The sequence below is a fragment of the Saccharothrix deserti genome (assembly GCF_009769385.1).
GTDB classification, from domain to species: domain Bacteria; phylum Actinomycetota; class Actinomycetes; order Mycobacteriales; family Pseudonocardiaceae; genus Actinosynnema; species Actinosynnema deserti.
This window is the reverse complement of record NZ_VKAB01000039.1, coordinates 11666-32825: the sequence shown is the minus strand read 5'-3', so window position 1 is coordinate 32825 and position 21160 is coordinate 11666. Positions and strand designations below refer to the sequence as shown.

At 70.1% G+C, this 21160-nt stretch carries 23 protein-coding genes and 1 tRNA gene; 4 read left to right on the top strand and 20 right to left on the bottom strand.

From position 1 onward, the window contains the following. Window positions 1–59: 59 nt before the first annotated feature. The 4 genes from FM051_RS40120 to FM051_RS40105 all read right to left on the bottom strand — a co-directional run bounded on the left by FM051_RS40120 (window position 60) and on the right by FM051_RS40105 (window position 3719). Window positions 60–824 (bottom strand): ESX secretion-associated protein EspG, encoded by a 765-nt coding sequence (locus FM051_RS40120; protein ID WP_158852358.1) that lies wholly within the window; start codon window positions 822–824, stop codon window positions 60–62. Next, the gene (locus FM051_RS40115) at window positions 821–2266 is read right to left on the bottom strand and encodes a PPE domain-containing protein (RefSeq protein WP_158852357.1); all 1446 of its coding nucleotides are present in this window, start codon (window positions 2264–2266) and stop codon (window positions 821–823) included. Before FM051_RS40115 ends, FM051_RS40120 begins: the two co-directional genes overlap by 4 nt. After that, window positions 2266–2898 carry a hypothetical protein gene (locus FM051_RS40110; protein WP_158852356.1) on the bottom strand — a complete coding sequence of 211 codons (633 nt, stop codon included), beginning with the start codon at window positions 2896–2898 and terminating at the stop codon, window positions 2266–2268. Before FM051_RS40110 ends, FM051_RS40115 begins: the two co-directional genes overlap by 1 nt. A gap of 143 nt (window positions 2899–3041) precedes the next feature. Further along, the gene (locus FM051_RS40105) at window positions 3042–3719 is read right to left on the bottom strand and encodes a dienelactone hydrolase family protein (RefSeq protein ID WP_158852355.1); all 678 of its coding nucleotides are present in this window, start codon (window positions 3717–3719) and stop codon (window positions 3042–3044) included. A gap of 121 nt (window positions 3720–3840) precedes the next feature. Between FM051_RS40105 and hisC the strand changes: the two genes are divergently transcribed. After that, the gene (gene hisC, locus FM051_RS40100; RefSeq protein WP_158852354.1) at window positions 3841–4908 is read left to right on the top strand and encodes a histidinol-phosphate transaminase; all 1068 of its coding nucleotides are present in this window, start codon (window positions 3841–3843) and stop codon (window positions 4906–4908) included. A gap of 53 nt (window positions 4909–4961) precedes the next feature. Here hisC and FM051_RS40095 read toward each other — a convergent pair whose 3' ends face one another. Both FM051_RS40095 and FM051_RS40090 read right to left on the bottom strand, forming a co-directional pair. Beyond that, complete coding sequence (locus FM051_RS40095) at window positions 4962–5711, bottom strand: sulfite exporter TauE/SafE family protein (protein ID WP_158852353.1); 750 nt, start codon at window positions 5709–5711, stop codon at window positions 4962–4964. Window positions 5712–5989: 278 nt separating this feature from the next. Then, window positions 5990–6976: an SMP-30/gluconolactonase/LRE family protein gene (locus tag FM051_RS40090; RefSeq protein WP_158852352.1), complete on the bottom strand. Its 987-nt coding sequence runs from the start codon at window positions 6974–6976 to the stop codon at window positions 5990–5992. Between the two features lie 83 nt (window positions 6977–7059). Between FM051_RS40090 and FM051_RS40085 the strand changes: the two genes are divergently transcribed. Continuing rightward, window positions 7060–7494: a MarR family winged helix-turn-helix transcriptional regulator gene (locus tag FM051_RS40085; RefSeq protein ID WP_238412983.1), complete on the top strand. Its 435-nt coding sequence runs from the start codon at window positions 7060–7062 to the stop codon at window positions 7492–7494. A 6-nt stretch (window positions 7495–7500) separates the two neighbouring features. On the opposite strand, the gene ypfJ is transcribed toward FM051_RS40085, so the two are convergent. After that, entirely contained in the window at window positions 7501–8403 is a 903-nt protein-coding gene (gene ypfJ / locus FM051_RS40080) for a KPN_02809 family neutral zinc metallopeptidase (protein WP_158852351.1), read from the bottom strand. Window positions 8404–9008: 605 nt separating this feature from the next. Next, the gene (locus tag FM051_RS40075; protein WP_158852350.1) at window positions 9009–10736 is read right to left on the bottom strand and encodes a bifunctional metallophosphatase/5'-nucleotidase; all 1728 of its coding nucleotides are present in this window, start codon (window positions 10734–10736) and stop codon (window positions 9009–9011) included. A 129-nt stretch (window positions 10737–10865) separates the two neighbouring features. Between FM051_RS40075 and FM051_RS40070 the strand changes: the two genes are divergently transcribed. Together FM051_RS40070 and FM051_RS40065 are read left to right on the top strand one after the other, a co-directional pair. After that, complete coding sequence (locus FM051_RS40070; RefSeq protein WP_238412982.1) at window positions 10866–11336, top strand: MarR family winged helix-turn-helix transcriptional regulator; 471 nt, start codon at window positions 10866–10868, stop codon at window positions 11334–11336. Between the two features lie 17 nt (window positions 11337–11353). Further along, window positions 11354–11438 (top strand) — tRNA-Ser (locus FM051_RS40065). 76 nt (window positions 11439–11514) lie between these two features. Here the strand turns inward: FM051_RS40065 and FM051_RS40060 are convergent. The 12 genes from FM051_RS40060 to FM051_RS40005 all read right to left on the bottom strand — a co-directional run bounded on the left by FM051_RS40060 (window position 11515) and on the right by FM051_RS40005 (window position 21086). Next, window positions 11515–12825 carry a tyrosine-type recombinase/integrase gene (locus FM051_RS40060; protein WP_158852349.1) on the bottom strand — a complete coding sequence of 437 codons (1311 nt, stop codon included), beginning with the start codon at window positions 12823–12825 and terminating at the stop codon, window positions 11515–11517. Window positions 12826–12836: 11 nt separating this feature from the next. Further along, the gene (locus FM051_RS40055; RefSeq protein ID WP_158852348.1) at window positions 12837–13145 is read right to left on the bottom strand and encodes a helix-turn-helix domain-containing protein; all 309 of its coding nucleotides are present in this window, start codon (window positions 13143–13145) and stop codon (window positions 12837–12839) included. After that, complete coding sequence (locus FM051_RS40050; protein ID WP_158852347.1) at window positions 13142–14383, bottom strand: DUF3631 domain-containing protein; 1242 nt, start codon at window positions 14381–14383, stop codon at window positions 13142–13144. The genes FM051_RS40055 and FM051_RS40050 overlap by 4 nt, the downstream gene beginning before the upstream one ends. Next, window positions 14380–15240 (bottom strand): DNA cytosine methyltransferase, encoded by an 861-nt coding sequence (locus FM051_RS40045; protein WP_202919253.1) that lies wholly within the window; start codon window positions 15238–15240, stop codon window positions 14380–14382. The genes FM051_RS40050 and FM051_RS40045 overlap by 4 nt, the downstream gene beginning before the upstream one ends. Next, window positions 15237–16247, bottom strand: a complete 1011-nt coding sequence (locus tag FM051_RS40040) for a bifunctional DNA primase/polymerase (protein ID WP_158852346.1) — start codon at window positions 16245–16247, stop codon at window positions 15237–15239. The genes FM051_RS40045 and FM051_RS40040 overlap by 4 nt, the downstream gene beginning before the upstream one ends. A 264-nt stretch (window positions 16248–16511) precedes the next feature. Then, entirely contained in the window at window positions 16512–18686 is a 2175-nt protein-coding gene (locus FM051_RS40035) for an Ish1 domain-containing protein (protein ID WP_158852345.1), read from the bottom strand. Next, a complete protein-coding gene (locus FM051_RS40030; RefSeq protein ID WP_158852344.1) occupies window positions 18683–19609 on the bottom strand; it encodes an ABC transporter permease in 927 nt (308 codons plus the stop codon). The genes FM051_RS40035 and FM051_RS40030 overlap by 4 nt, the downstream gene beginning before the upstream one ends. Further along, complete coding sequence (locus FM051_RS40025; RefSeq protein WP_158852343.1) at window positions 19606–19929, bottom strand: hypothetical protein; 324 nt, start codon at window positions 19927–19929, stop codon at window positions 19606–19608. Before FM051_RS40025 ends, FM051_RS40030 begins: the two co-directional genes overlap by 4 nt. Next, a complete protein-coding gene (locus tag FM051_RS40020; protein WP_158852342.1) occupies window positions 19926–20207 on the bottom strand; it encodes a hypothetical protein in 282 nt (93 codons plus the stop codon). Before FM051_RS40020 ends, FM051_RS40025 begins: the two co-directional genes overlap by 4 nt. Continuing rightward, a complete protein-coding gene (locus FM051_RS40015) occupies window positions 20204–20638 on the bottom strand; it encodes an RRQRL motif-containing zinc-binding protein (RefSeq protein WP_202919252.1) in 435 nt (144 codons plus the stop codon). The genes FM051_RS40020 and FM051_RS40015 overlap by 4 nt, the downstream gene beginning before the upstream one ends. After that, window positions 20638–20838 carry a hypothetical protein gene (locus FM051_RS40010; protein ID WP_158852341.1) on the bottom strand — a complete coding sequence of 67 codons (201 nt, stop codon included), beginning with the start codon at window positions 20836–20838 and terminating at the stop codon, window positions 20638–20640. The genes FM051_RS40015 and FM051_RS40010 overlap by 1 nt, the downstream gene beginning before the upstream one ends. Continuing rightward, complete coding sequence (locus tag FM051_RS40005) at window positions 20838–21086, bottom strand: hypothetical protein (RefSeq protein ID WP_158852340.1); 249 nt, start codon at window positions 21084–21086, stop codon at window positions 20838–20840. Before FM051_RS40005 ends, FM051_RS40010 begins: the two co-directional genes overlap by 1 nt. Between the last annotated feature and the right edge of the window lie 74 nt (window positions 21087–21160).

Here is a 21160-nt window from a genome sequence, read left to right as displayed (position 1 = left end):
ACCTGAAGTTCCTAGCCGATCGGACGGCCCGGAACCACAGTCACGACCCACACATCCGGTCAGTTCCGGCCGGCGCCCGCCACCAGTCCCTCGACCGCGGAGATCAGCCGCTGCGCGTCCGTCGGCGCGACGACGAGCCACCCGTCGTCCCGCCGCACCAGGTACCGGCCCTCGGCGGTGTCCAGCCACGACACGACGGCGCCGGTCGGGTGCAGGTACCCGGCCCGGTTGCGGGCGATCACGCCGACCTGGCCGCCGCCGTTGCGCGTGGTCAGGGCGCGCATCAGGGTGTTGGCCTCCGGCTCGCGCAGGCCGACGTCGCGCAGCGCGTCGAGGAACCCCTCGGTGCCGTCGTTCTCCCCCGCCTTGCCCGCGGCCAGGTAGTCGTCCCAGCGCACGTTCACCGACCGGCCGCTGCCGGGCGGCGCGGGCGGCAGGGTGTTGACCGTGGTGGCGGCCAGCGCGGTCGGCCGGAACCCGGTGACCTGCACCTGGTTGCCGAGCCGTCCGGCGAACGCGCCGTGCCACGCGGCGGTGGCCAGGCCGCGCGCCTGTTCGCCGCGCAGGGTGAAGAAGACCTCCAGGCCGATCTCGAACTCGGCCAGGCCGCGCAGCAGCCCGTACAGCTCCTCGTCCGGCCGCTGCACGGTGCCGAGGCCGCGTCCCGCCAGGTCGCGTGACGCGGTCTCGATCAGCCTGGCCCGCTCCGCCTGCGTGTGCCCGAAGTGCCTGGTGCCCAGCGGAACGGGGTGGGCCTCGCGGTGGACCGCCTGCCAGAGCAGGAAGAACTCGACTTCGCTCAGCCGGAAGACGCGCTCGGTCACAGCCCGATCACCGGGGGTGCGGCCTTGCGGTCGACGCCGAAGACGTTGTCGTCGTCCTCCAGGTAACCGGGACGGTTGCGGTCCTTCTCGCCACCGCCGCCACCGGCGACGGGCGGCGGTGCGGCGATCGGCGCGGCGCCGATCATGCCGGACTGCGGCGTCACCGATTTCGGCGCCTGGAACGTGCTGGTCACGCTGCCGGGGTTGGCGCCGGAGCCACCGCGTTCGGCGCCGAGCGCGCCCGTGGCGCCGCCGGGGCCGCTGATCGGGGCACCGCCACCGCCCGCCGCGCCGACGGGTGTGGGCTTGGCTCCGCGACCGCCGCCGAAGCCACCTCGGCCACCGGCGAAGCCACCGCGGCCGAACTGGGCGGCCGTCCCGTCGGGACGCTGGTTGTTGGCACCGGAGCTGTTGGGGTTGTTGGGGTTGTTGTTCACCACGACCGGGCCGCTGCCGCCGCCGCTGCCGCCGTCGGGGCCGGTCGGGGTCGGCGTGACGACCACCGGCGGCGGGGGCGGTGCGACCGGGTTGGTCGGCGGGCTGAACGACGGCACGGTCCGGTCGACCTCGTACGAGTTCAGCTGGAACATCGCCATGACCTCGGCGGCCTGGCGGTGCGTGGCGTCGGCGGTGACGACCGAGTCGACCGCGGGCGCGGCGATGGTGTCGATACCGGTGAACGCGCTGGGCGTCCTCGCGACCAGCCGGGGGTTCGCGGCCAGGCCCTCGTCGGCCACCGGGGTCAGCGAGCCGAAGTCCGACGCCCGGTCGCCCACGAGCGGTGACCGGGGCGTGGCGACCGGTGTCGGGGTGGCGGTCGGCGTGGACGGGCTGTCGGCGACGGGCGTGACCACCGGCGGCGCGGGCGCGGGCGGCGGCATCATCTCGCGCGCCGTCTGCACGTGCTCGATCTCGGTGGCGATGCACTTGGCCACGTTGTCGGCGTGCTCGCTGGTGTTCAGCGCCCACTTCTCGACCGACTCCAGCGCCTCGCGGGCGCGTTCGGCCGAGTGGCCCTCCCACGCCTGGCTGGACTGGCCGATCGCCTTGGCCAGCAGCTCCTGCACCTCGCCGAGCGCCTTGCTCACGGCCGCCCAGTCGGCCTGCGCGCTGCCCGCGGCCTTGAGGTCGACGCCGGTGTTGACCATGTCCCACAGCGCCTGGTGGCTGTAGGTCATCCAGTCGACCTTCTGGCCGAGGTCGGGCTTGTCGTGGTCCTGGCCACCACCCTGACCGCCGCCGTAGCCACCCCCGTAGCCGCTGCCGTGGCCATAGCCCTGGCCGCCGCCCTGACCACCGCTCTGCCCTTGGCCGCCGCCCTGCGCGCCGCCGTGGTGGCCGTACTGACCGCCCTGGTGGCCGTACTGACCGCCTTGACCGCCTTGGTGGCTGTACTGGCCGCCCTGGTTGCCCTGGTTGCCGCCGTGCTTGTTGTCGCCCATCAGCCCTTGGCCTCCCCCGCGGATCCGAAGGCGTCCGACGCGTCGTCGTCGGCCTGTTCCAGGTTCCGCGCCGCTTCGCGGATGGTCTCCTCGACCTCGAAGAGCACCTGCATGAAGTCGCCGATCACGTTGACCGCCGACTCCTCGTTGCCCACGGCGACCTCGCGCAGCCGCCGGCTGATCGCGTCGCTCACCCAGTTGTTGCCGAACTTCAGCTCGACGTCGAGGTTGTTGACCGCCTTGCTGTGCACGTTGTCGACCAGGCTGCGGGCCTGGGAGACCAACTTGAGCAGGTCGGCGACACCCTGCTTGTCCAGGTCGAGCTGGACGGAGTCCTTGTCCACCGCGTCCAGCGCGGTGGTGGCCTTGTCCAGGTCGGTCTGCGCGGCCTTCGCGAAGCTCTCCGCGACAGGCGCCTTGACGGCTTCGGCGGTGGCCGCGGCGGGCAGGGTCGCGGTGGTGGCACCCGCGCCCGGATCAACGACCTGCGTCGTGACCGGCGCGGGTACAGCCGGCGCATCAGCCACGACAGGTGGTGCGACCGCGGGCTGCGCCGCGGACGGCGTGAAGCCGGGCGGGATCTGCACCGTGGGTGCACCCGCCGCAAGTGGAACCGTGTTCCCGTCGCTCATCACTACCCCCTGCACTGCGATTCGCCGCAGGCCCGCGGCGTGTTAGCCGTGCGTCAGCCATGCGTCGACCGAATCAGGCGTTCCGGACGCCCTCCTTAGATGTACCGGGAAGCCCGTTCGGTTCCAAGCCGCCGACCAGAGGCTTAGCGGAGATGCGAATCGAACCAGTTCAGCGCACGCTGCCAGGCCTCCGCGCTGACCTCCGGCGTGGTGTCGAACCGGTGACTGGTGTGGGAGAACCGGACCACGTCGGTCGCCACCGGGGCGGCGGCCGCCGCGTCGCGCAACTTCTCCACGTCGGTGAACGGGATCTCGGCGTCGTCGTCGCCGTACAGGCCCAGCCACGGGCACGTCAGCTCCTCCGCCACCTCCACCAGCGACGGCAGCCCATCGGACAGCGGTTCCAGGATCCCGCCACCCCCGACGGTCACCGCGGCACCGATGGTTCGGCTTCCCGCAACCACCATCGCGACCGATCCGCCCAGGTCGAAGCCCATGACGCCCATCCGGTCCTGGCTCACGCCCTGCTGCCCGAGCCAGACGAACGCGACGTCGGTGTCGGCCAGCACGGCCTCACCGGACAGCCCGCTCACCATGGCCGGCGCCTCGTCGCCGGACACCTCGTCGTAGAGGTGCGGCGCCACCGCCAACCACCCCTCGGCGGCCAGTCCGCTCACCAAGCCGCGGACGGTGTCGGTCACGCCGCGCGCCTCGTGGAGCACGACCAGGCCGCCGCGGACGGCGTTCTCCGGCTCGGCGACCGTCAGCCGCAGCTCGCGGCCGTCGGTGAGGGAGAGCGTCTCGGTGCGGGTAGCAGTCATGGGACAACCCTTCCACGTGGGGGTGAACGCCAGTCAACGTGAGCATCGGTACGGCAGGTATGCCCCATCCGGGTCTTCCACGGGCTAACGTCCAGCTCAGAACCCCGAAGGGAGTCCTTGGATGACCGTGCGAACCCGCGCCGATCTCGTTGCATTGCCCGGATACGTGCCCGGCAAAACCATCCCCGGCGCTATCAAGCTGGCCAGCAACGAGGTGTCGGCCGGACCGCTGCCCAGCGTGGTGCGGGCGATCGCGGAGGCGGCGACCGCCGTGAACCGCTACCCGGACACCGCCGCCACGGAGCTGGTGGCGCGGTTGAGCGACAAACTGGGCGTGCCCGCCGAGCAGGTGGCCGTCGGCTGCGGCTCGGTGACGTTGTGCCAGCAGTTGGTGCAGGCGACGTGCACCGACGCGGACGAGGTGGTGTTCGCGTGGCGCTCGTTCGAGGCGTACCCGATCATCACGGCGGTCGTGGGCGCCCAGCAGACCCGCGTGCCGCTGACGTCGGGCCACGGGCTGGACCTGGACGCGATGGCCGACGCCATCACCCCGCAGACCCGGCTGGTGTTCGTGTGCAACCCGAACAACCCGACCGGGACGGCGTTGCGCCGGGCGGAGATCGAGCGGTTCATCGAACGGGTGCCGTCGGACGTCCTCGTGGTGATCGACGAGGCGTACAAGGAGTTCGTGGACGACCCGGACGTGCCGGACGGCGTCGAGCTGGCGAAGCAGCAGTGGGCGGCGGGCCGGGACAACGTGGCCGTGCTGCGCACGTTCTCCAAGGCGTACGGGCTGGCCGGGCTGCGGGTCGGGTACGCGGTGGCGTCCCCGGCGGTGGCCGAGACGCTGCGCAAGGTCTACGTGCCGTTCAGCGTGAACGCGCTGGCGCAGGTCGCGGCGCTGGCGTCGTTGGACGCCGAGGCCGAGCTGATGGCGCGGTGCCGGGCGATCGTGGCCGAGCGGGCGCGGGTGCGCGGCGAGCTGCTGGACGCGGGCTTCGAGGTGCCCGAGTCGCAGGCGAACTTCGTGTGGCTGCAGCTGGGTGAGCGGACCGCGGCGTTCAACGAGCACTGCCTGGCGCACAAGGTGGTCGTGCGGGCGTTCGCCGGTGACGGCGCGCGCGTCACGGTCGGCGAGCCGGAGGAGAACGACGCGTTCCTCGCGGCGGCCAGGTCTTTCAACGGCTGAACGTCAAGCGGCGGCGTTCAGCGGCGTTCACGTTCAGCGGCGTTCAGCGACGTTCAGCGGGTGAGGATCTGGGTGATGGCCACGACTCCCACCACCACGATCACCGCGCGCAGCGCGGCGGGTGGGAGTCGGCGGCCGATCTTCGCGCCCAGCTGACCGCCGACGACCGAGCCGAGCGCCAGCAGCAGCACGGCGAGCCACGCCACGTCGGCGATGAAGATGAACAGCACGCCCGCGACCAGGTTCACGAACCCGGTGAGCAGGTTCTTCAGGGCGTTCATCCGCTGGATGTGCTCGCTCATCAGCACGCCCATGAGCCCCATCACCAGCACACCCTGGGCCGCGCCGAAGTAGCCGCCGTAGATGCCCGCGAGGAACACGCCGATCCACAGCGCGAGCCCGCCGTGCTCGTGCCGTTCCCGTTCGGCGAGCTTGCGGTTGAGCCACGGCTGGGCGACCACCAGCACCAGCGCGATGGCGATCAGCACCGGCACGATCGTGGCGAACGCGTCCTCCGGCAGCACCACCAGAAGGATCGCGCCGACCACGGCGCCGAGGACCGAGGCGGGCAGCAACCGTTTGATCCGGCTCGCCTGGCCGGTCAGCTCGCGCCGGTAGCCGAACGCGCCGCTGAGCGAGCCGGGCACCAGGCCGAGGCTGTTGGAGACGTTCGCCACCACCGGCGGGTAGCCGACGGCCAGCAGCACCGGGAACGTCACCAGCGTGCCGGAGCCCACCACCGTGTTGATCCCACCGGCGAACACACCGGCCAGGACGACGACGATCGCCTCCAGCGTCGTCACGGCCACTCTCCCTGATCATCGCAGTTGGTCAGCGACGCTAACACCACGTCAGGCGGGGCGCGGTGTGGTCCCTGCGACACCGCGCCCCGCCTGAGAGGGGTTTGAACCGCCGGCACCGACGGGCGGCGTGCCACCGGCGTCACCGCCCGGCCCCGGCTGCGGCCCTGGCTGGGGTTGCGGGCTGGGGTTGCGGGCTGGGGTTGCGGCTGTCCCCCGTGAGCAGGTCCGTGCCCACCGCGGGTTGTCGACGTCCCCCGAGCCGCCGCCGGGCAGGGCTCTTACTCGATCGCGCCGAAAGCTGCCGCCTCGGCGGAGTGCCGCACACCGCTCTCCCTGAACTCCCGCAGCGTGTACGCATCGGACAGTCCAGCGCCGAAAACCAGCGTGCCGAGGTCGCCGTCGACCACGTAGCTCCCGCGGGGTGATCGGGCGATCGTGGTCGGTTCGTCGTCAGCCCACGGTGCGGTGCGGTGCGCGGTGCGGGCGGTGCGCCAGTCGTCGGCCGAACGCAGCACGCTGACGGCGGCTTCACCCGGCGCGGCCAGGCCGTTGGTCACCACGGCGAGCGTGCCGTCCGGGCGCAGGTCCATGCCGTCGCCGCCGACCAGCGGGCGGTCGAGGGCGACCTCGGAGATGCGGCCGTCACGGGTGACCTTGAACAGCGTGCCCGTGTCGTAGCGGACGGCGAGCAGGAATCCCCTGGGGTGCCAGACGATCCCGTTCAGGCCGATGGTTCCGCCGAACCTCGGGTCGCGGGCCAGGACGGTGGCGCGGCCGTCGCGGTCGACCCGGTAGAGCGCGTCGGAGGCCGGGTCGGTGACGTAGGCGTTGCCGGCCCGGTCGACGGCGACGTCGTTGGCGCTGTGCCGACCGGCGCCGATGGCGAGGTCGACGACGTGCAGCGGACGTCCGGTGGCGAGGTCGAAGACGCCGAGCCCGGAGGACTTGTAGGTGGTGTCCGGGGTGGATCGGCGGCCCAGGCCCATGTCGCCGTACGCGACGTAGACGCGGTCGCGGACCACGTGGACGCCGAACGTCGACACCATCCGGGGGTCGCTGATCAGGGTCTTGGTGGTGCCGTTGCGGACGATCTCCACGGTGCCGTGGCGCAGCGAGGTGAGCAGGAACGTGTGCCGCAGCGGGTCCCAGGCGATGCCCTCGGGGTGCAGTTCGGCGGACTTGCCGGTGATGACGCCTGGCGCGGCCGTGGCGGCGGCCGGCGTGGCGGTGAGGACCACCAGGACGAGGACGATCAGGAAACGCATAACGCTCCGTCCACTTGTATGAGTATGTGCACGAAGCTATATCAGAGCTCTGATAGCCGTCAACGCGCTTTACGATCGAGGGCATGGGTATGCCGTTCGAGGAGCGCCTGGGCGGCGACATCAAGCGCGTCGAGCACGACCTGATGCTGGTGAAGCAGCAGGCGGTGCGGCCGGCCGGGCTGACCGTGGCCCAGTACGCCACGTTGCTGGTGCTGAACGAGCACCCCGGGGTGTCGGCCGCCGAACTGGCCCGCCGGTGCCGCGTGACGCCGCAGACGATGACCACGATCCTGCGCAACCTGGAGGCGGCCGACCTGATCGCCCGCGTGCCGCACGAGGTGCACCGCAACGTCCTGGAGACCCGGCTGACCGAGGCGGGACGGGCGGCGTTCGAGGTGGCCGACGAACGGGCGTCCGCCGTCGAGCGGCGGCTGGCCGACGAGTTCAGCGCGGAGGAGCGGAAGACGCTGAGGGCGCTGCTGGCGCGGTGCTCGAAGGCGTTGACCGACCAGGCGTGACGGCGGTCAGCCGAGGTTGTCGGTGTCGAACGTGTTGCAGCGCGCCGGGTCGCCGGTGTCGAAGCCCGTCGTGTACCACTTCTGGCGCTGCGCCGACGTGCCGTGGGTGAACTGGGTCGTGTCGATCCGCCCGCCGCCCAGCTCGCCCTGGATGAAGTCGTCACCGATCCGGGCCGCCGCGTCGAGCGCCGCGTTCACGTCGTCCTGCGTCACGCCGGTGATCAAGGGCTGCCCGGACGCCGTCGGCACGCTCTGCGCGTGGTTGGCCCAGGCGCCCGCGTAGCAGTCCGCCTGCAACTCCAGCCGCACCGAGTCGGACGTCGGCCAGGACCGCGAGCTCACCCGGTCGGACGTGCCGAGCAGGTTCTGGACGTGGTGCCCGTACTCGTGCGCCAGGATGTACGCCTCGACGAACGGCCCGCCGGTCGCGCCGAACTTCCGCTGCAGCTCCTGGAAGAACCCCAGGTCGATGTACACCTGGCCGTCCGCGGGGCAGTAGAACGGCCCCACCGCGGACGTCGCGTTGCCGCACCTGGTCTGCACGCCGCCGGAGAAGAAGTTCGTCTGCGCGGCCTGGTAGGTGCGCCCCGAACGGGCGAACTGGTCGGTCCAGTAGGCCTGGATCGAGTTGATGAACGCCACCGCGCGGCAGTCGGTCTCGCGGTTGGCGTCCGCGCCGGTGCGGCACTTCTCCTTGATGGCCTCGGACCCGACCTGCTGGTCCCGGCCCACGTCGCTGAACCCGGAGCCGGACGGCAGCTGTCCCGGCACGCCGAGCTGCGACAACACGAAGTAGAGGATCAGGCCGACGATGCCGAGACCGCCGCCACCCAAGGCGACCCGGCCTCCGACGCCCCGCTGGTCGGTGACCTGTGACGTGTCGAGCTCGGCGTTCTCGTTGAACTGCACCGCGCGTCCTCCCGCCAAGGGCCCACAGAGACCACAGAGGCCACGGAACCCGAAGAACCCACCGAAGCCGCACAACAATAAGCCCCGGGTGCGGGACCCGACGTCGGGGCACCGCACCCGGGGTTTCCCATGTGGAGGTGACGAAACCGTTCGTGACGAGGTCGGCGTGGACCGCGGTCGGCGTCGACGTCGGAGACGACGCCCTCAGACTTCCCGGGTCAACATCGTCAAGCGCGGCGATGGCGCCGATGGCGTCGTGCGCTCGAATACCCCGTCGGAACCGCTCACGTTCGCGACCGGGCCGATCTCTTGACCGCTCCGCCCGCGGGGTTGCGGTTCGAACGCGCATCGTCACCGCGAGGACTTACCTGCACCGCACCACCTACCCCTTCCGGGCGTGCCGCCGGCGGGTCAGCTCGGGTTCCGCCGGTGGCAGGTCCTGCTTCGAGCATGCGCCTGATCGGCGCAATGCACAACCGTTAGCCACGTCCCTGAACTGGTGAAACAGAATTAATCCGACTCAGTGGACGGCCGTCGCGCGCGGTGAGCACGCTGTGGGGCGCCCTGTGAGCGGACCGTAGAAGCGTCCGCTCACAGGGCGTTCCTCACGGCGTGTTGGTGATGCGGCCGAGCGCCGGCGGGGTGGTGTTCGGGTTGGCGGCCAGGTAGGCGCTGAAGCCGTCCAGGTCGATGCCGCCACCGGTGATCCCGGTGCCGCCGGTGAAGGCGCTGAAGCCGTCACCGCCGCCCTGGAGGAAGCTGTTGATCGTGACCCGGTAGTTCGCGGCCGGGTCCAACGGCGTTCCGTTCAGGACGATGTTCGACACCTTCGAACCGATCGGCGCGGACGCCGACCACGAGTAGGTCAGGCCCTTCGACGGCTGGAGGATGATCTGCCGCTGCGCGCCGTTGACGACCTGCCACTGCTGCTCCAGCGCCGCCTTGATCTGCGCGCCGGTCAACGTCACCGTCTGCAGGATGTTGCCGAACGGCTGCACGGTGAACGCCTCGCCGTAGGTCACCACGCCGTTGCCCTCACCCGCGGGCGAGGAGGCGTAGGTCAGGTCGGCGCGCACGCCGCCCGGGTTCATCAGCGCGAGGACCGCGCCGTTGTCCGTGGTGGAGGCCAGCTGCGAGTCGGCGATCAGGTTGCCGAGCGCGGACTCGCCCGCCGCGTTCTGCGCTCGCAGGATGTCCTGCGCGATCGTGCCGACCGGGCGGTTCGCGATCGGGCCGGACTTCGACTTGGCCAGGTCGATGATCGCCTGGATCTCCGGGTCCGGGGTGACGTTCTTGGTCACCACGTGGTTGCGGGCGACGGTCGCGGACCGGACCACCTCACGGGTGCGCTTGTCGATCTTGATGTCGACGACGGACAGCTCGCGGCCGAACGCCAGGCCCTCGATGAACGGGCGCGGGTTGCCCGCCGGGTCGGTGACCGTGCAGTTGTAGTGCTGGTGGCTGTGACCGGAGAACACCGCGTCGATCTTCGGGCTGACCTGCTCGGCGATCTTGCGGCCGGGGCCGCCCACGACCGTGCGGCACTCGTCCGGCCCGCCGCCCGCGGTGTTGTCGCCCTGGTGGATCAGCAGCACGATCGACTTCACGCCGAGCCAGTTCAGCAGGTCCGCGTACCGGTTGGCGGCGGCGACCTCGTCGCCGAACTCCAGCTCCTTGATGCCGTTCGGGTCGACCAGGATCGGCACGTCCTTCAGCGGCATGCCGATGAAGCCGATCGGGACGCCGTCGCGGAACTCCACCCAGAACGGGGGCAGCGCGGGGCGGTCGTTCTCGGCCAGCGTGACGTTCGCGCCGAGGATCGGGAACTTCGCACCCTCGTAGGTCTCGCGGAACTGGCAGCCGTCGGTCGGGTGGCAGCCGCCGCGCTGCATGCGCAGCAGTTCCTGGTAGCCCTCGTCGAACTCGTGGTTGCCCGCCGCCGTGGTGTCCATGCCGACCTGGTTCAGGACCTCGATCGTCGGCTCGTCGTGGAACAGCGCGGAGACGATCGGCGACGCGCCGATCAGGTCGCCCTGGCCGACGATCACCGAGTTGCGCACCTCGGCCTGGAGGTTCTTGATGTGGGTGGCGTTGAACGCCGCGCCGCCCGCTTCGACCTGCGTGCCGTCGGACAACGTGACGCGGCCCGAGGAGCCCGTCGGGGGCTCGATGTTGCCGTGGAGGTCGTTGATGCCGATCAGCCGGACGTCGACGGTGCGCGCAGGCTTGTTGTCGGCCATTGCGGGGTTCTGCACGAGCGTGACCGCCAGCGCGGCCGCCGCCGTCACCGCGAGCGCGGCTGAGCGCTGCGCGGTGCGTCTGAACGAGGTCATGCGGTTCCTCCCTGCGGCGCCCGGTAGGAGGGCGCGGTACGGCGCAGGAGTTTGCCTCTCGGAGATGACCTACACCAGACATGTTCATGGATCGTCCGTTAACGGAGATCTGCGGCCTAGCCTGGTGAGGTGACTGAGCACGAGCCGCGTTGGCTTGACGATGGGGAGATGCGCGCCTGGCGCAACTACGTGGTCGGGGCAGCGATGCTCGCCGACCGACTGCACCGTGAACTGCAGGACGGGCACGGGGTGTCGCTGGCCGATTACGAGGTGCTCGTGCGGCTGTCCGAGCAGCGGGGGCGGCGGATGCGGATGTCGCAGCTGGCGGACGAGGTGGCGTCGTCCAAGAGCCGGGTGTCGCACCAGGTGGCGCGGATGGAGCGGGAGGGGCTGCTGCGGCGGCGTGAGTGCCCGGAGGACGGGCGCGGGGTGTTCGCGGAGCTGACGGACGAGGGCATGGCACTGCTGGAGGGTTCGGCGCCGACCCACCTCGAGGGGGTGCGGGAGCACATGATCGACCTGTTGACGCGGGAGGAGCAGGAGGTGGTGGCCAAGGTCTTCGACCGGGTCATCACGCACCTGCGGGCGCTGGACGGGTAACCTGCTGCCGCACACCGGGAAGCGTGGCAGAGCGGCCGAATGCACCCGCCTTGAAAGCGGGAGACGGGCAACCGTCCGGGGGTTCAAATCCCTCCGCTTCCGCAGTCTGACCAGCAGAAACAAGGGCGGCTCACCAGTCGGTGAGCCGCCCTTGTCCTGTCCAGTCTCATTCACAGTCTCATTCGAGGGTCCACAGGAACCCACTCAGCCGGTGCGCGATGTCGTCACGCATGGCGGCGGTGACGTGCATGTACCGCTCTGCGACCTTGGTGTTCGACCAGCCCATGAAGTCCATCACCGCCCGCTCACGCACGCCCAACAGCAGCAGGACTGTCGCGGCGGTGTGCCGAGCGTCGTGGAGCCGAGCGTCCCGGACACCAGCGTCCGTGAGTAGCCGCTTCCATTCGTCGTGGTCGGCCCGTGGGTCGAGCGGTTTGCCGTTGGGTTGGGTGAACATCCAGTCACCTTCCTGCCACAGGTCCCCCGCAACTTCCCGCTCCTTGTCTTGTGTCTCCTTGTGGCTCATCAGCAGCTCGAAGAGCTGATCGGGCAACCGGATTCCGCGCCGTCCCTTGCTCGACTTCACGTCGACTTCCAGGATTCCGCCGATCCGCTCCGGGCAATACCTCGCGTGCTTCACGCAGCCGACCGGGCAGGGCGGTGGACACTTCTTGTGCTTCTTGCACGCGGCCGGGCACGGCTTCGTCTTGTGGCGGGTGGTGATGCAGGCTGCCGGATCAGAACAACCGTGTTCGTACGTTTGCCGTTGACGTTGCTTGCTGACTCTCAGAACTTTGGTGGTGGTGTTGAGCCGCGACCAGCGGAACCCGAGCGACTCGCCTTTTCTCGTGCCGATCGCCAGGGCCAGGATGAACCGCACTCCGTTGCGTCTGGTGAGCGCGGCCGTCATGAGGGCTTGGACTTCTTCGGGCTCGAACGGCTCGATTTCGTCCTCTTCGAGCCGTGGTGCCTTCACGAGATCGAAGGGATTTTCCCTGATGACCTTCCGCTTTCGTGCCTCTCGCCACGCGGTCCGTGCCGTCCGGTGCACCTGGTGCACGGTTCCCGGTTTGAAGTCACCACTGCGCAACATCTTTGCGTACAGCTTCTCGAAGTGCTCCGCTTCGGTCTGGTCCATCCACCGCTGACCCAACGCGGGGATCACGTGCTTGTAGACCGCCGTCCGGTAGCCCTCAAGCGTCTTGTAGCGCACGCTCGGCGCGGCGATGTTCTCCACCCAGTGGGTCAGCCACTCACGCACTCGCCAACGCTTCGCACCAGCCTTGCGGATTTCGCCGCTGTCCCGCTGGTTCTCCAGTTCGCGGACCTTGTCGCGAACCTCCCCCTCGTCTTTGCGCATGACGTGACGCCGGTCGGGCGTTCCGTCGTCTTTCGTACCGACCGTGACACGACCGTGCCAGTAGCCGTCTTTGCCGTAGTAGACGCTCGATGTGCCGTTCGGCTGGCGCGTCTTTTTCGTGCGAGCCATGCCGCGCCCTCCTAAGCTGCGTCCGGGTTCTGCAAGAGCTTCCGCGCGTAGGCATCCACCGCCGCGACGTGGATACGCCGCAGGCGACCGATCTGCACCGACTCGATCTCTCCAGTACCGATGAGGCGGTACATGGTCGTGCGGCCGACTCCGAGCCTTTCCGCTGCCTCCTCCGTCGTGAGAAGAACACGGTTCGACGGTGCCGCAGTGGCCTTTGGGACGACGCTCGACACGTCCCGTGATTCCGTCTGTTCTTCCGCTAGGAGCGTCGTCAACTGCGCCACCAAAGCGAGGATGGCAGCGGTGTTCTTCGCGGTCATGCCGCACCTCCGGTGACGCGGGTGAGGGGGGTAGCCGTCCCAGCCGTCCCAGCCGTCCCGATGCTGGTCAGGGCGGGACGGCTGGTTTTAGTGGGACGGCTCGTGCCGTCCCAGGGGTTCGTACCGTCCCGCTCTGACCAGGGCTGGGACGGTTGGGACGGCTGGGACGGCTCCTGCTCGGGGGGTGGGCAGTAGCGCGCCCAAGCGTCCTCGAAATCGGCACGGGTGTAGCCCTTGGCTTGGGTGCCGTCGGGGAATCGGACGTTGCCCGAGGTGATGTCGAACTCTCGGAGCATTCCGGCGAGTTTCGCGGCGGTGATGCCGGTTTTGCCGAGGGTGGTCCAGGGTGCTTCGGGGTCGGCTTTGAGTTGGTCGAGTAGGACGCCGGAAGGGATGGCGGCGTGGTTGCCGAAGATGGTTCGGCAGTCGATGAGCAGCCGGATTCGGAGGGAGCCCTGGTCGCTGCTGGCGGCTTCGCCGGTGAGGGCCAGGACGGCCGCGCGGGCACGGTTGGGCCAGGTGCCCCCGGCGTGTTCGGCGACGGCCACCAGGGGTTCCCAGGTGTCGGCGGCGCGGTCTTCGACCGGCATGTCGGGTTCGGTGGATTCAAGCGTGTCGAGGTCGGCGCGAAGCCAGGTGTTCAGTAGTTGGCCGATACGGCGCAGGCCGGGGCGGTCACGGCGGATCCGGTACGGCGCGACGCTCTCGCCGGGGCCACGTCGGCGCATCTTCACGATCACGGCGCGGTCTTCGATGGTGTCGGGCAAGGCACCGATTCCGGCGAGTGCGGCCATGGCGAAGGTAGGCAGGGTCACCACCTTGTTGAGGTTGGCGTCGTAGCGGGTCGTGGGGCGGTTTCGCTGGTGGCCTGCGTTGAGCAGCCCGCGTACTTCCTCGTGGTTGCCTGCGTTGGGGCCGAAGATCGTGTCGGCTTCGTCGACCAGCATCGTGGGCGGGTCATCGGTGACGGATCGGTAGATGGCGGCTGGTGAGGAGTTGACCGTGATGAACGGTTCGTGACAGGTGGCTTCGACCACGTCCAGCAGTCGGGACTTGCCGCACCGCTTCTCCGGTCCCCGGATGACCAGCCGGGGCGCGTGTGCCCAGGCGGGTTGTGCGTGGGTGGCGGCGATCCACAGGACGACCGCGTCGGCAACCTCCGGCGTCGGCAGGATCACGTAGCGGGTGAGCGCGGCGTGTAGTTCGTCCAGCAGTTCCGCGCCGTTGGTCGTGGTCATGCTGCGTTCCTCCTCGTGCGTTCGCGGTAGGCGGCTTGTCGGCAGGCGTGGGAGCAGTAGCGCGGCCACCGGCCGGTAACGGGGCGGATGAGCGTGTTGCCGCAGCGGCAGTGACGCTTTCCACCGGCGCCGGTGGCTTCCGTCATCGGTGTGGCGCGGCGGGGTGACGTTTGCGCCCTGGGTGCTTGCGTCACGGGCTTGGCGTGGTGGCGCGCGTGGCCGATGAGCTGTACGCCGATCCAGGCGGTGTAGATGGGCGGGATGGCCTGCTTGAGGTTCGGCCAGGGCATCCAGTCGATTTCCATCGCCGCGCGGCCTGCTTCGGCGGACGTGCCGCGTGACGTTTCCCCGTCGACGGGGTTTCGTCTCCCGCGCTGGCCGTAGGAGCCGTAGACCGGCACGGCCGGTGCGTCGCGGTCGTGGTGGCACGGGGTGCCGTACAGGGTGAGGTTGGACTCGAACAGGCGGTGTCGGCGGACGCCCAGCCGCAGCGTGTCGCCGCAGATGGTGATCGGGTCGATCAGGGGTGCGCCGGGGACGTTCTCAATGACGTAGCCCCAGATGTCCCCACGGGCGACCGCGTCACGGAGCCGCTGCCGGATGGGGTCGATCAGATCGGGGTGGTCGTCCCGGCGGTCCTCCGGCGTGGCCTGGGACCAGCGCTGGCAGGGCGGGGACGCGGCGATCACGTCGTAGCCGGTCAGGTCGACGGTGAGGGCGTCGGCCTGGATGAACGGGAACGGGTAGTGCGGTTGGGGTTCGATGTCGACGCCGGTCACGTCGAACCCGGCGGCGCGGTAACCGGCCGACGCGCCACCCGCGCAGCAGAACAGGTCCAGCAGACGCGGGCGGCTCACGCGGCACCTCGCGTGCCGAACAGTCCGTCCGTGGTCGGTGGGGTGGGGTTGCCGGGTCGGCTGGGCCGCTGCGTGCTGGCTCCGGCCCGGAGTCCTTCGCGGATGGTGCGGGTGACCTTGGTTTCGGTGCAGTCGCAGCCATCCCCGATCATGTGGGCCGCTGCGGTGAACAGGTGGTGTTCTGCTGTAGTCGAGGGGAGATTGCCCTCCCCGACGTGGCGGCCCAACGCGACGGCGGCGACGAACAGCGTCTTGTTGTGGGTGCCTGGTTGGGCCGCTGCGACCCTGTCCCGTTCACCCCTGACCGCCGCGTCGACGTAGGCGGGCAGCCGCTCGGAACGCCTTACAACGGGCGCTGAGACGGCCGTACGCGGCTTGGGAGTGAGGGCCTGGACCAACCAGCGGGGGAGGTCGGCGGGGTCGCGGGTGTCGGTGGTCCTGTAGGTGCCGTCCGGGGTGATCGATCCGGGCGCGACGACGTAGCCACCGGCCGCGCGGGTGTCGATCAGTGGTCCGAGGGTGGCGGCGGTGTTGCGCAGCTCCACATCGGACGGTGCCCGGTAGTAGAGGTGTTCGCCGCCGCGTGCGGTGGCCACGGCGCGGGTGTCGAACAGTTCGGCAACCGAGTGCCCGCCGCGTACGCAGAGGTCGGTGAGCACGTCGCGGCCCCACTCGATGCCCCTACGACTACAGCCGTCCTTGTCCTGTGCGGCGGGCGACTTCGGCATGTCGAGGTCGATCACGACGTGCCCGCTCCTGCCGGGGGCGATGCCGATGTTGAACGCCCCGGCGAACCAGCAGCGCTCGATCACGGCGGGGTCGGTGGTGGCGCGCTGCTCCCATCCGACGTGCCCGGCGGCGCACGCTCCGGTGCGGGTGCAGGACTTCGCGCCGTGAAGTGCGGGGATCTTGGTTCCGGGGCGTAGCGGGAAGACGTGGAAGCCCATCGCGGCGGCGGCAAGGGCGTGGCGCATCAGTGCGTCGCGGTGTGGTGATGCCGTGGTCATCACGTACTCCTGTGACTCTGAGTAGTGGATCTAGGCAAGGGGGTGCCGTCACGGCCACCCGTGAACGGGTGCCGAGTCGGCGGGGAGGGAGGAGAGTGAGCGGGCCGTAGGCCCTCGTCATGGCCTGTTTCGGCTGGTCGGACGACCGGGCGGGGTGCGACTCCCTGACCGTGGTTGTCGCTGGTCAGGTCGGGGAGCCGGGGTCAGGGAGTCGACGGGGAGAACTCCCCGGGATCGCGCCGACTCCCTGACCCGCTCCCCGTGCTACGCGCCGTCCTCGGTGTCGTCGTCCTCGTCGGCCAGCGTGTCACGTTCTGTGATGGCCTTGGTGACGTCGTCGGCCCGTACGACCATGACGCCCTCGGACTTCACGACGGGGATGCCGTGGTCGGTGAGCGCGGCCCGCAGGTCGGAGAACGACCAGCCCTCGTAGGTGCCGGGGTCGTGCTCGACCAGCCGCGCCAACACGGTCTGCGTCCGCACCCGCTTGTCGCCGCGCATGGCCTTGTCGATGTCGGCCAGGTGGTCGACGACGACCGGCGGGGCCTCGACCTCGACCACGGGCGTGACCGTGCGGCCCGCCTCGGCCATGAGCGCCATGGCGCGGTCGATGACCGGGGACACCATGTCCGCGCCGTCCTCGAACGGCACGTAGAAGGTGCGGACCAGCTCGAACACGTTGTCCGTGATCCCGACCGCGACGCAGGTGCCCCGGTCGGTCTTCATCCGCAGGTCGGTGGCGCGGATGCCCGCCTTGTACTTGCCCGCACCGAGCAGGCCGTCGTTGGCGACGTGATCGGACACGGCGAACGCCACTCCGGTGGAGACGTTGCGGGTGACCTCGCGCGGGATGCTGTCCTTGGTCGGGGACTGCGTGGCCAGCACCAGGACGATGCCGTACTTGCGGCCCCGCTTGATCAACCGCACGGCCAGTTCGGCGGCCTCCTTGCCGTACTTCGGGTGCATGAACAACTCGTGGCACTCGTCGATCGAGCACACCAGCAGGTGCAACCCGAGTCCCGGCTTGTCGGCCAGCTTCCGGCTGGTCTTGGGCGGACGGCCCGGCTGCTCACCGAGCACCTTGCCGCGCCGCTCCATCTCGACCAGCAGATCCCGCAACGCTTGCAACGCGGCTTCGGCCACCGAGTCGTCCATGCCCATCGCGTAGCGGGCCAGGCGCGGCCGGAACGGCTCGAAGTCGGGCGACTCGCCCATGACGAACGTCCACAGCTCCACGGTGGGGTCCAGCGACGCGCCGAGCAGCAGGGTGCGCATGGCGGCGGACTTGCCCTGACCGGGACGGCCGCCGATGAGCCAGTTGGACTCGAACAGCATGGCGTTGATGACCGCGCCCCGCTGCGTCAGTCCGAACGGGACGCCGTCGAACACGTCCACCGCACCGTCGTGCATCAGCGGCCATTCGCCCGCACCGCCACCGAGCTTGCCCTTGTCGGCCACCCACAGGTCCAGCACGCCGGACTCGTCGCCCTCGGTCGGCCACGTCTCCAACGCCGCACGACCCAGGTTCCCGGCGAGCTTCTTGCGTTGCGCGGCAACCATGTCCGCCGTGACACCCATCGGCAACCTGATCTGCGCATAGGTGCCGTCACCGTCCACACGGGCCGGAACCGAGTACACCAACTGCCCGCCGTTCTTGAAGAACTGGTTCAGCGGCGCGATACCCAGGTGCGCCAACGCGGTGGAGATCATCCGCTCATCGATCCACGAGTCGGCGTCGTCGCGGTCGGGGCGCACGAGGAACCCGGCACCGGGCGTCTTGTCCCGACCTTCCCACACCGCCGCCGCCACGATGCCGACCGGCACCAGGACGACCAGCCAGGACAGCACCGACCCGGTCACGTCCAACACGTCGTAGGTGGTGGCCAGCCACTCGGGCATCTGGTGCCGCTCCACCAGCGAGTCGGCCACCGCCAACGCCACACCCGTCACACCGACCGGCGCACCCGCCACCGCGACCACCCGCAACCCGGACGCGGCCTTCGACCAGCGGACGGCGGCGTCGGCCCGGATCATCTCCTGCGCCGCCCGCCGCGCCTCCTTGTCGCCGGTGAGCTTGGCCGCGCGGGCGTCGGCCCGCAGGTCGGCGTAGGTGAACCAGTTCCACGCCTTGGCCGTCCACCGGCCCAACCCACGGACCAGGAACCAGGACAGGCGCACCGTGTCCCGTGGGGACTTGCGGACCCGGTAGGCCACCACCGACCGGACCCGCTGACTCGTCTCCGACTCCCGCAGGACGCGAATCACCTGGCCACCCGTGCTACGGACCCGGTCCGCGATCAAGCGCCGGTCCAGTGCCGCGCTGTCCTCGGGCGAGACCAACTCGCCCTCGAACACCTTGCGCTCGACCTCGGTGCCGGAGTGCAGGTGCACCACGTTGTCGAAGTCGTCGGAACCGGGCGTGTCCAGTGCGGTGCTCATCGCCGCTCCTCCGTCCCGTCGTCGTGAAGCAGGTGGGTCAACGCCGCACCGCAGCCGAGAACGACCACGGGCAGGCAGGACACGAACGTCGTGATCCACCACGGCGCGACGGTGATCCCTGCCGCGACCATGAGGTGGTAGGCCACCTGACCGGCCGCACCCAGCACCAACGACCCGATCGCGGACGCGCGGGCGAACCGGCGGGCCTTCTCGGACCGGGTGCCGCCGGACAGCCACACCCGCAACGCGTACGCGGCGTAGGCCTCCACACCGATCGGCAGCGTGATCGCGGAGTTGATGACGAACGAGTCCGCGATACCGGGCAACAGCCGGATCGGCCCGAACCCGGTCAGCTCACCCAACCCCACCCAGCCACCCCAGATGGCCACGAACGCACCCGCCGCCAGCAACAGCAGCGGCCACGACCGGGGCCGCTTCACCTTGGCAGCCGACTCGGCGGACTCGGCGGACTCGTGACGGTTCCCCGCCGGCGGGGTTTCGTCCCGCGTGACGCTTGCGCCCCGGTCGCTTCCGTCACCGCCCGCGGGGCTTTCGTCTCCCGTGTCGGGAGACTCGGTGACCGGGGACGGGACCGGGTCCACGACCGGCACGACCTCGACCTTGTCCACCACGGGGTCGACGTCCTCGACCGGCACGGCGGACGGCACGGACTCGGCGGCATCGGTCGCCGGGACCGAGTGCAGGTGCCGAGAAGCGGCCTCAACCTCGACCGGGTCCGGCGTGACCGGGGTGAGGGTGAACCCCTCGTCGTTCAGCGCGGCGAGTACCGCCTTGGCCTTCTCGGCACCCACCCGGCACTCGCGCATGACCCGGTTGCGGGAGGGGATCTCGCCCAACTCGACCGCCAGGTCCTTGACCTGCTGGGTGAGCTGGTCCAACGTGATCGGGTACGCGCTGGTCATCGCTTGCCCCCTTCGGTCCGGGCATGCTCGGTGGTGGTGACGGTGAGAGCCCGCACGATCACCACAGCGGTGACGAACGCGGGCACGGCCAGCGCGAGCGCGGTCACCCGCGCGTCGGTGGTGTTCGCGACGATCAGCCACTGCCCGCCGCCGATCACCACGGTGGCCACCAGCGTCCGCAGGGTGTTGCCGCCCATCCGGGACACCTGACGGGTCTTGCGCACCGCCTTGGCCGTAGCGCGCGCCACGGCCACGACGAGCACCGCGCCGATCATGAGCGCGACCGGCAGCCACGGCCCGATCCTGTCGATGACGTTCACCGTCCGGCCCCCTCGTCGCTGCGGGCGGCGTAGCCGTCCTGGTCGATCGGCCCTCGGTAGCCGGTCTCTCGCGGGTCGTAGAACCGGGTGTCCGCCGGGGTTTCCGGTGCGCCGTCCCATCGGCGGGTGGTCGGCTGGTGCTGCAGCGCCTTGTCGGCCATGCTGGTGCTCTCCTGCCTGCTCTCGTGGGTGTTGGAGACCAGGACCGGCGGTGTCTTCTTGGCCGGAGTCGGCCGCCGGTCCGAGGTGTTCAGAAACGCGGTTCGGAGGCTCGTCACGCCGCCTCCAGGTCTTCCAGGCCGCCCTCTGCTTCGAAGCAGGGCCAGCACAACCGGGTGCTGGTCGGCAGCGGGTACAGCGGGTCCTTGCCGCAGATGCGGCAGATGCGGCGCGCGAGGTTGGCCTTGGCCAGCGCGGTCCACTTCGCCGGGGTCATCGGCCGGACCGGCGCGGCCTTGGCGATCAGGTACAGCGACGCGAACACCGTCTTCTTCGATGCGTTGTGCCGCACGTACAGCACCGCCACCGGGTCCTGACCGTTGGGTCGTAAGCCCATCGCGCGCAACTGCCGGAACGTCGCGAGCTTGTCCCGAGGGGCACAGCCGTAGGACAGCAGCGGCAACCCGTCGTGCGTGCCCCGCGTGTACTGCGCGCCCTCGGCCCACGGCACCGACTGCGTCAGCACCCACGGGAACCGCTTGCCCGCCATCACGCGGCTTCCGATCCGGTCGGCACGATGACGCCGTTCCGACGCTCCCGGTCGGCCAGCGCCGTCCCCACCTCGCGCTGCACGATCTCCCGCACCAGGTCGGTCAACGCCGCAAAGTCCACGACCAGCCGCCCGGACGGAACGGACACCGTCATGAACCGGTGCGACTGACCACCCAGGTCGTTCTGAGTCACTGCCATCACGCGGCCTCCGTCCCGGTCGGAACGGGCATCGCGTCCCGCGCGGCCAGCACTCGCACCGCGCCGGACAACGTGCGGTCCACGTAACGGCGGTCCCACCGCTTCCGGGCCGCACCGTCCAGCAGCCGGGACGTCGGCGCGGGCATCTCCGCCAACTCCTCGTCCACGGCCACGATCAACGCGTCGATCACGGCTTCGGTCAGCCCGTCTGGGCTGAACTGCGTCGATCCGTCTGTGGCTTCCACCATCTGACTCCATCCGTCTGGCGAGGCAACCTCGCATGTCTGCCGGTCTGTATGCAGACATTAGGAGTGGCGGACTT

What these genes read in the sequence shown, in the direction of transcription:
- FM051_RS40115 (WP_158852357.1), bottom strand. Translation starts at nt 2,266, where the DNA reads ATGGGCGACAACAAGCACGGCGGCAACCAGGGCAACCAGGGCGGCCAG.
- FM051_RS40110 (WP_158852356.1), bottom strand. Translation starts at nt 2,898, where the DNA reads ATGAGCGACGGGAACACGGTTCCACTTGCGGCGGGTGCACCCACGGTG.
- FM051_RS40105 (WP_158852355.1), bottom strand. Translation starts at nt 3,719, where the DNA reads ATGACTGCTACCCGCACCGAGACGCTCTCCCTCACCGACGGCCGCGAG.
- hisC (WP_158852354.1), top strand. Translation starts at nt 3,841, where the DNA reads ATGACCGTGCGAACCCGCGCCGATCTCGTTGCATTGCCCGGATACGTG.
- FM051_RS40090 (WP_158852352.1), bottom strand. Translation starts at nt 6,976, where the DNA reads ATGCGTTTCCTGATCGTCCTCGTCCTGGTGGTCCTCACCGCCACGCCG.
- FM051_RS40085 (WP_238412983.1), top strand. Translation starts at nt 7,060, where the DNA reads ATGGGTATGCCGTTCGAGGAGCGCCTGGGCGGCGACATCAAGCGCGTC.
- FM051_RS40075 (WP_158852350.1), bottom strand. Translation starts at nt 10,736, where the DNA reads ATGACCTCGTTCAGACGCACCGCGCAGCGCTCAGCCGCGCTCGCGGTG.
- FM051_RS40060 (WP_158852349.1), bottom strand. Translation starts at nt 12,825, where the DNA reads ATGGCTCGCACGAAAAAGACGCGCCAGCCGAACGGCACATCGAGCGTC.
- FM051_RS40055 (WP_158852348.1), bottom strand. Translation starts at nt 13,145, where the DNA reads ATGACCGCGAAGAACACCGCTGCCATCCTCGCTTTGGTGGCGCAGTTG.
- FM051_RS40050 (WP_158852347.1), bottom strand. Translation starts at nt 14,383, where the DNA reads ATGACCACGACCAACGGCGCGGAACTGCTGGACGAACTACACGCCGCG.
- FM051_RS40040 (WP_158852346.1), bottom strand. Translation starts at nt 16,247, where the DNA reads ATGACCACGGCATCACCACACCGCGACGCACTGATGCGCCACGCCCTT.
- FM051_RS40035 (WP_158852345.1), bottom strand. Translation starts at nt 18,686, where the DNA reads ATGAGCACCGCACTGGACACGCCCGGTTCCGACGACTTCGACAACGTG.
- FM051_RS40030 (WP_158852344.1), bottom strand. Translation starts at nt 19,609, where the DNA reads ATGACCAGCGCGTACCCGATCACGTTGGACCAGCTCACCCAGCAGGTC.
- FM051_RS40015 (WP_202919252.1), bottom strand. Translation starts at nt 20,638, where the DNA reads ATGGCGGGCAAGCGGTTCCCGTGGGTGCTGACGCAGTCGGTGCCGTGG.
- FM051_RS40010 (WP_158852341.1), bottom strand. Translation starts at nt 20,838, where the DNA reads ATGGCAGTGACTCAGAACGACCTGGGTGGTCAGTCGCACCGGTTCATG.
- FM051_RS40005 (WP_158852340.1), bottom strand. Translation starts at nt 21,086, where the DNA reads ATGGTGGAAGCCACAGACGGATCGACGCAGTTCAGCCCAGACGGGCTG.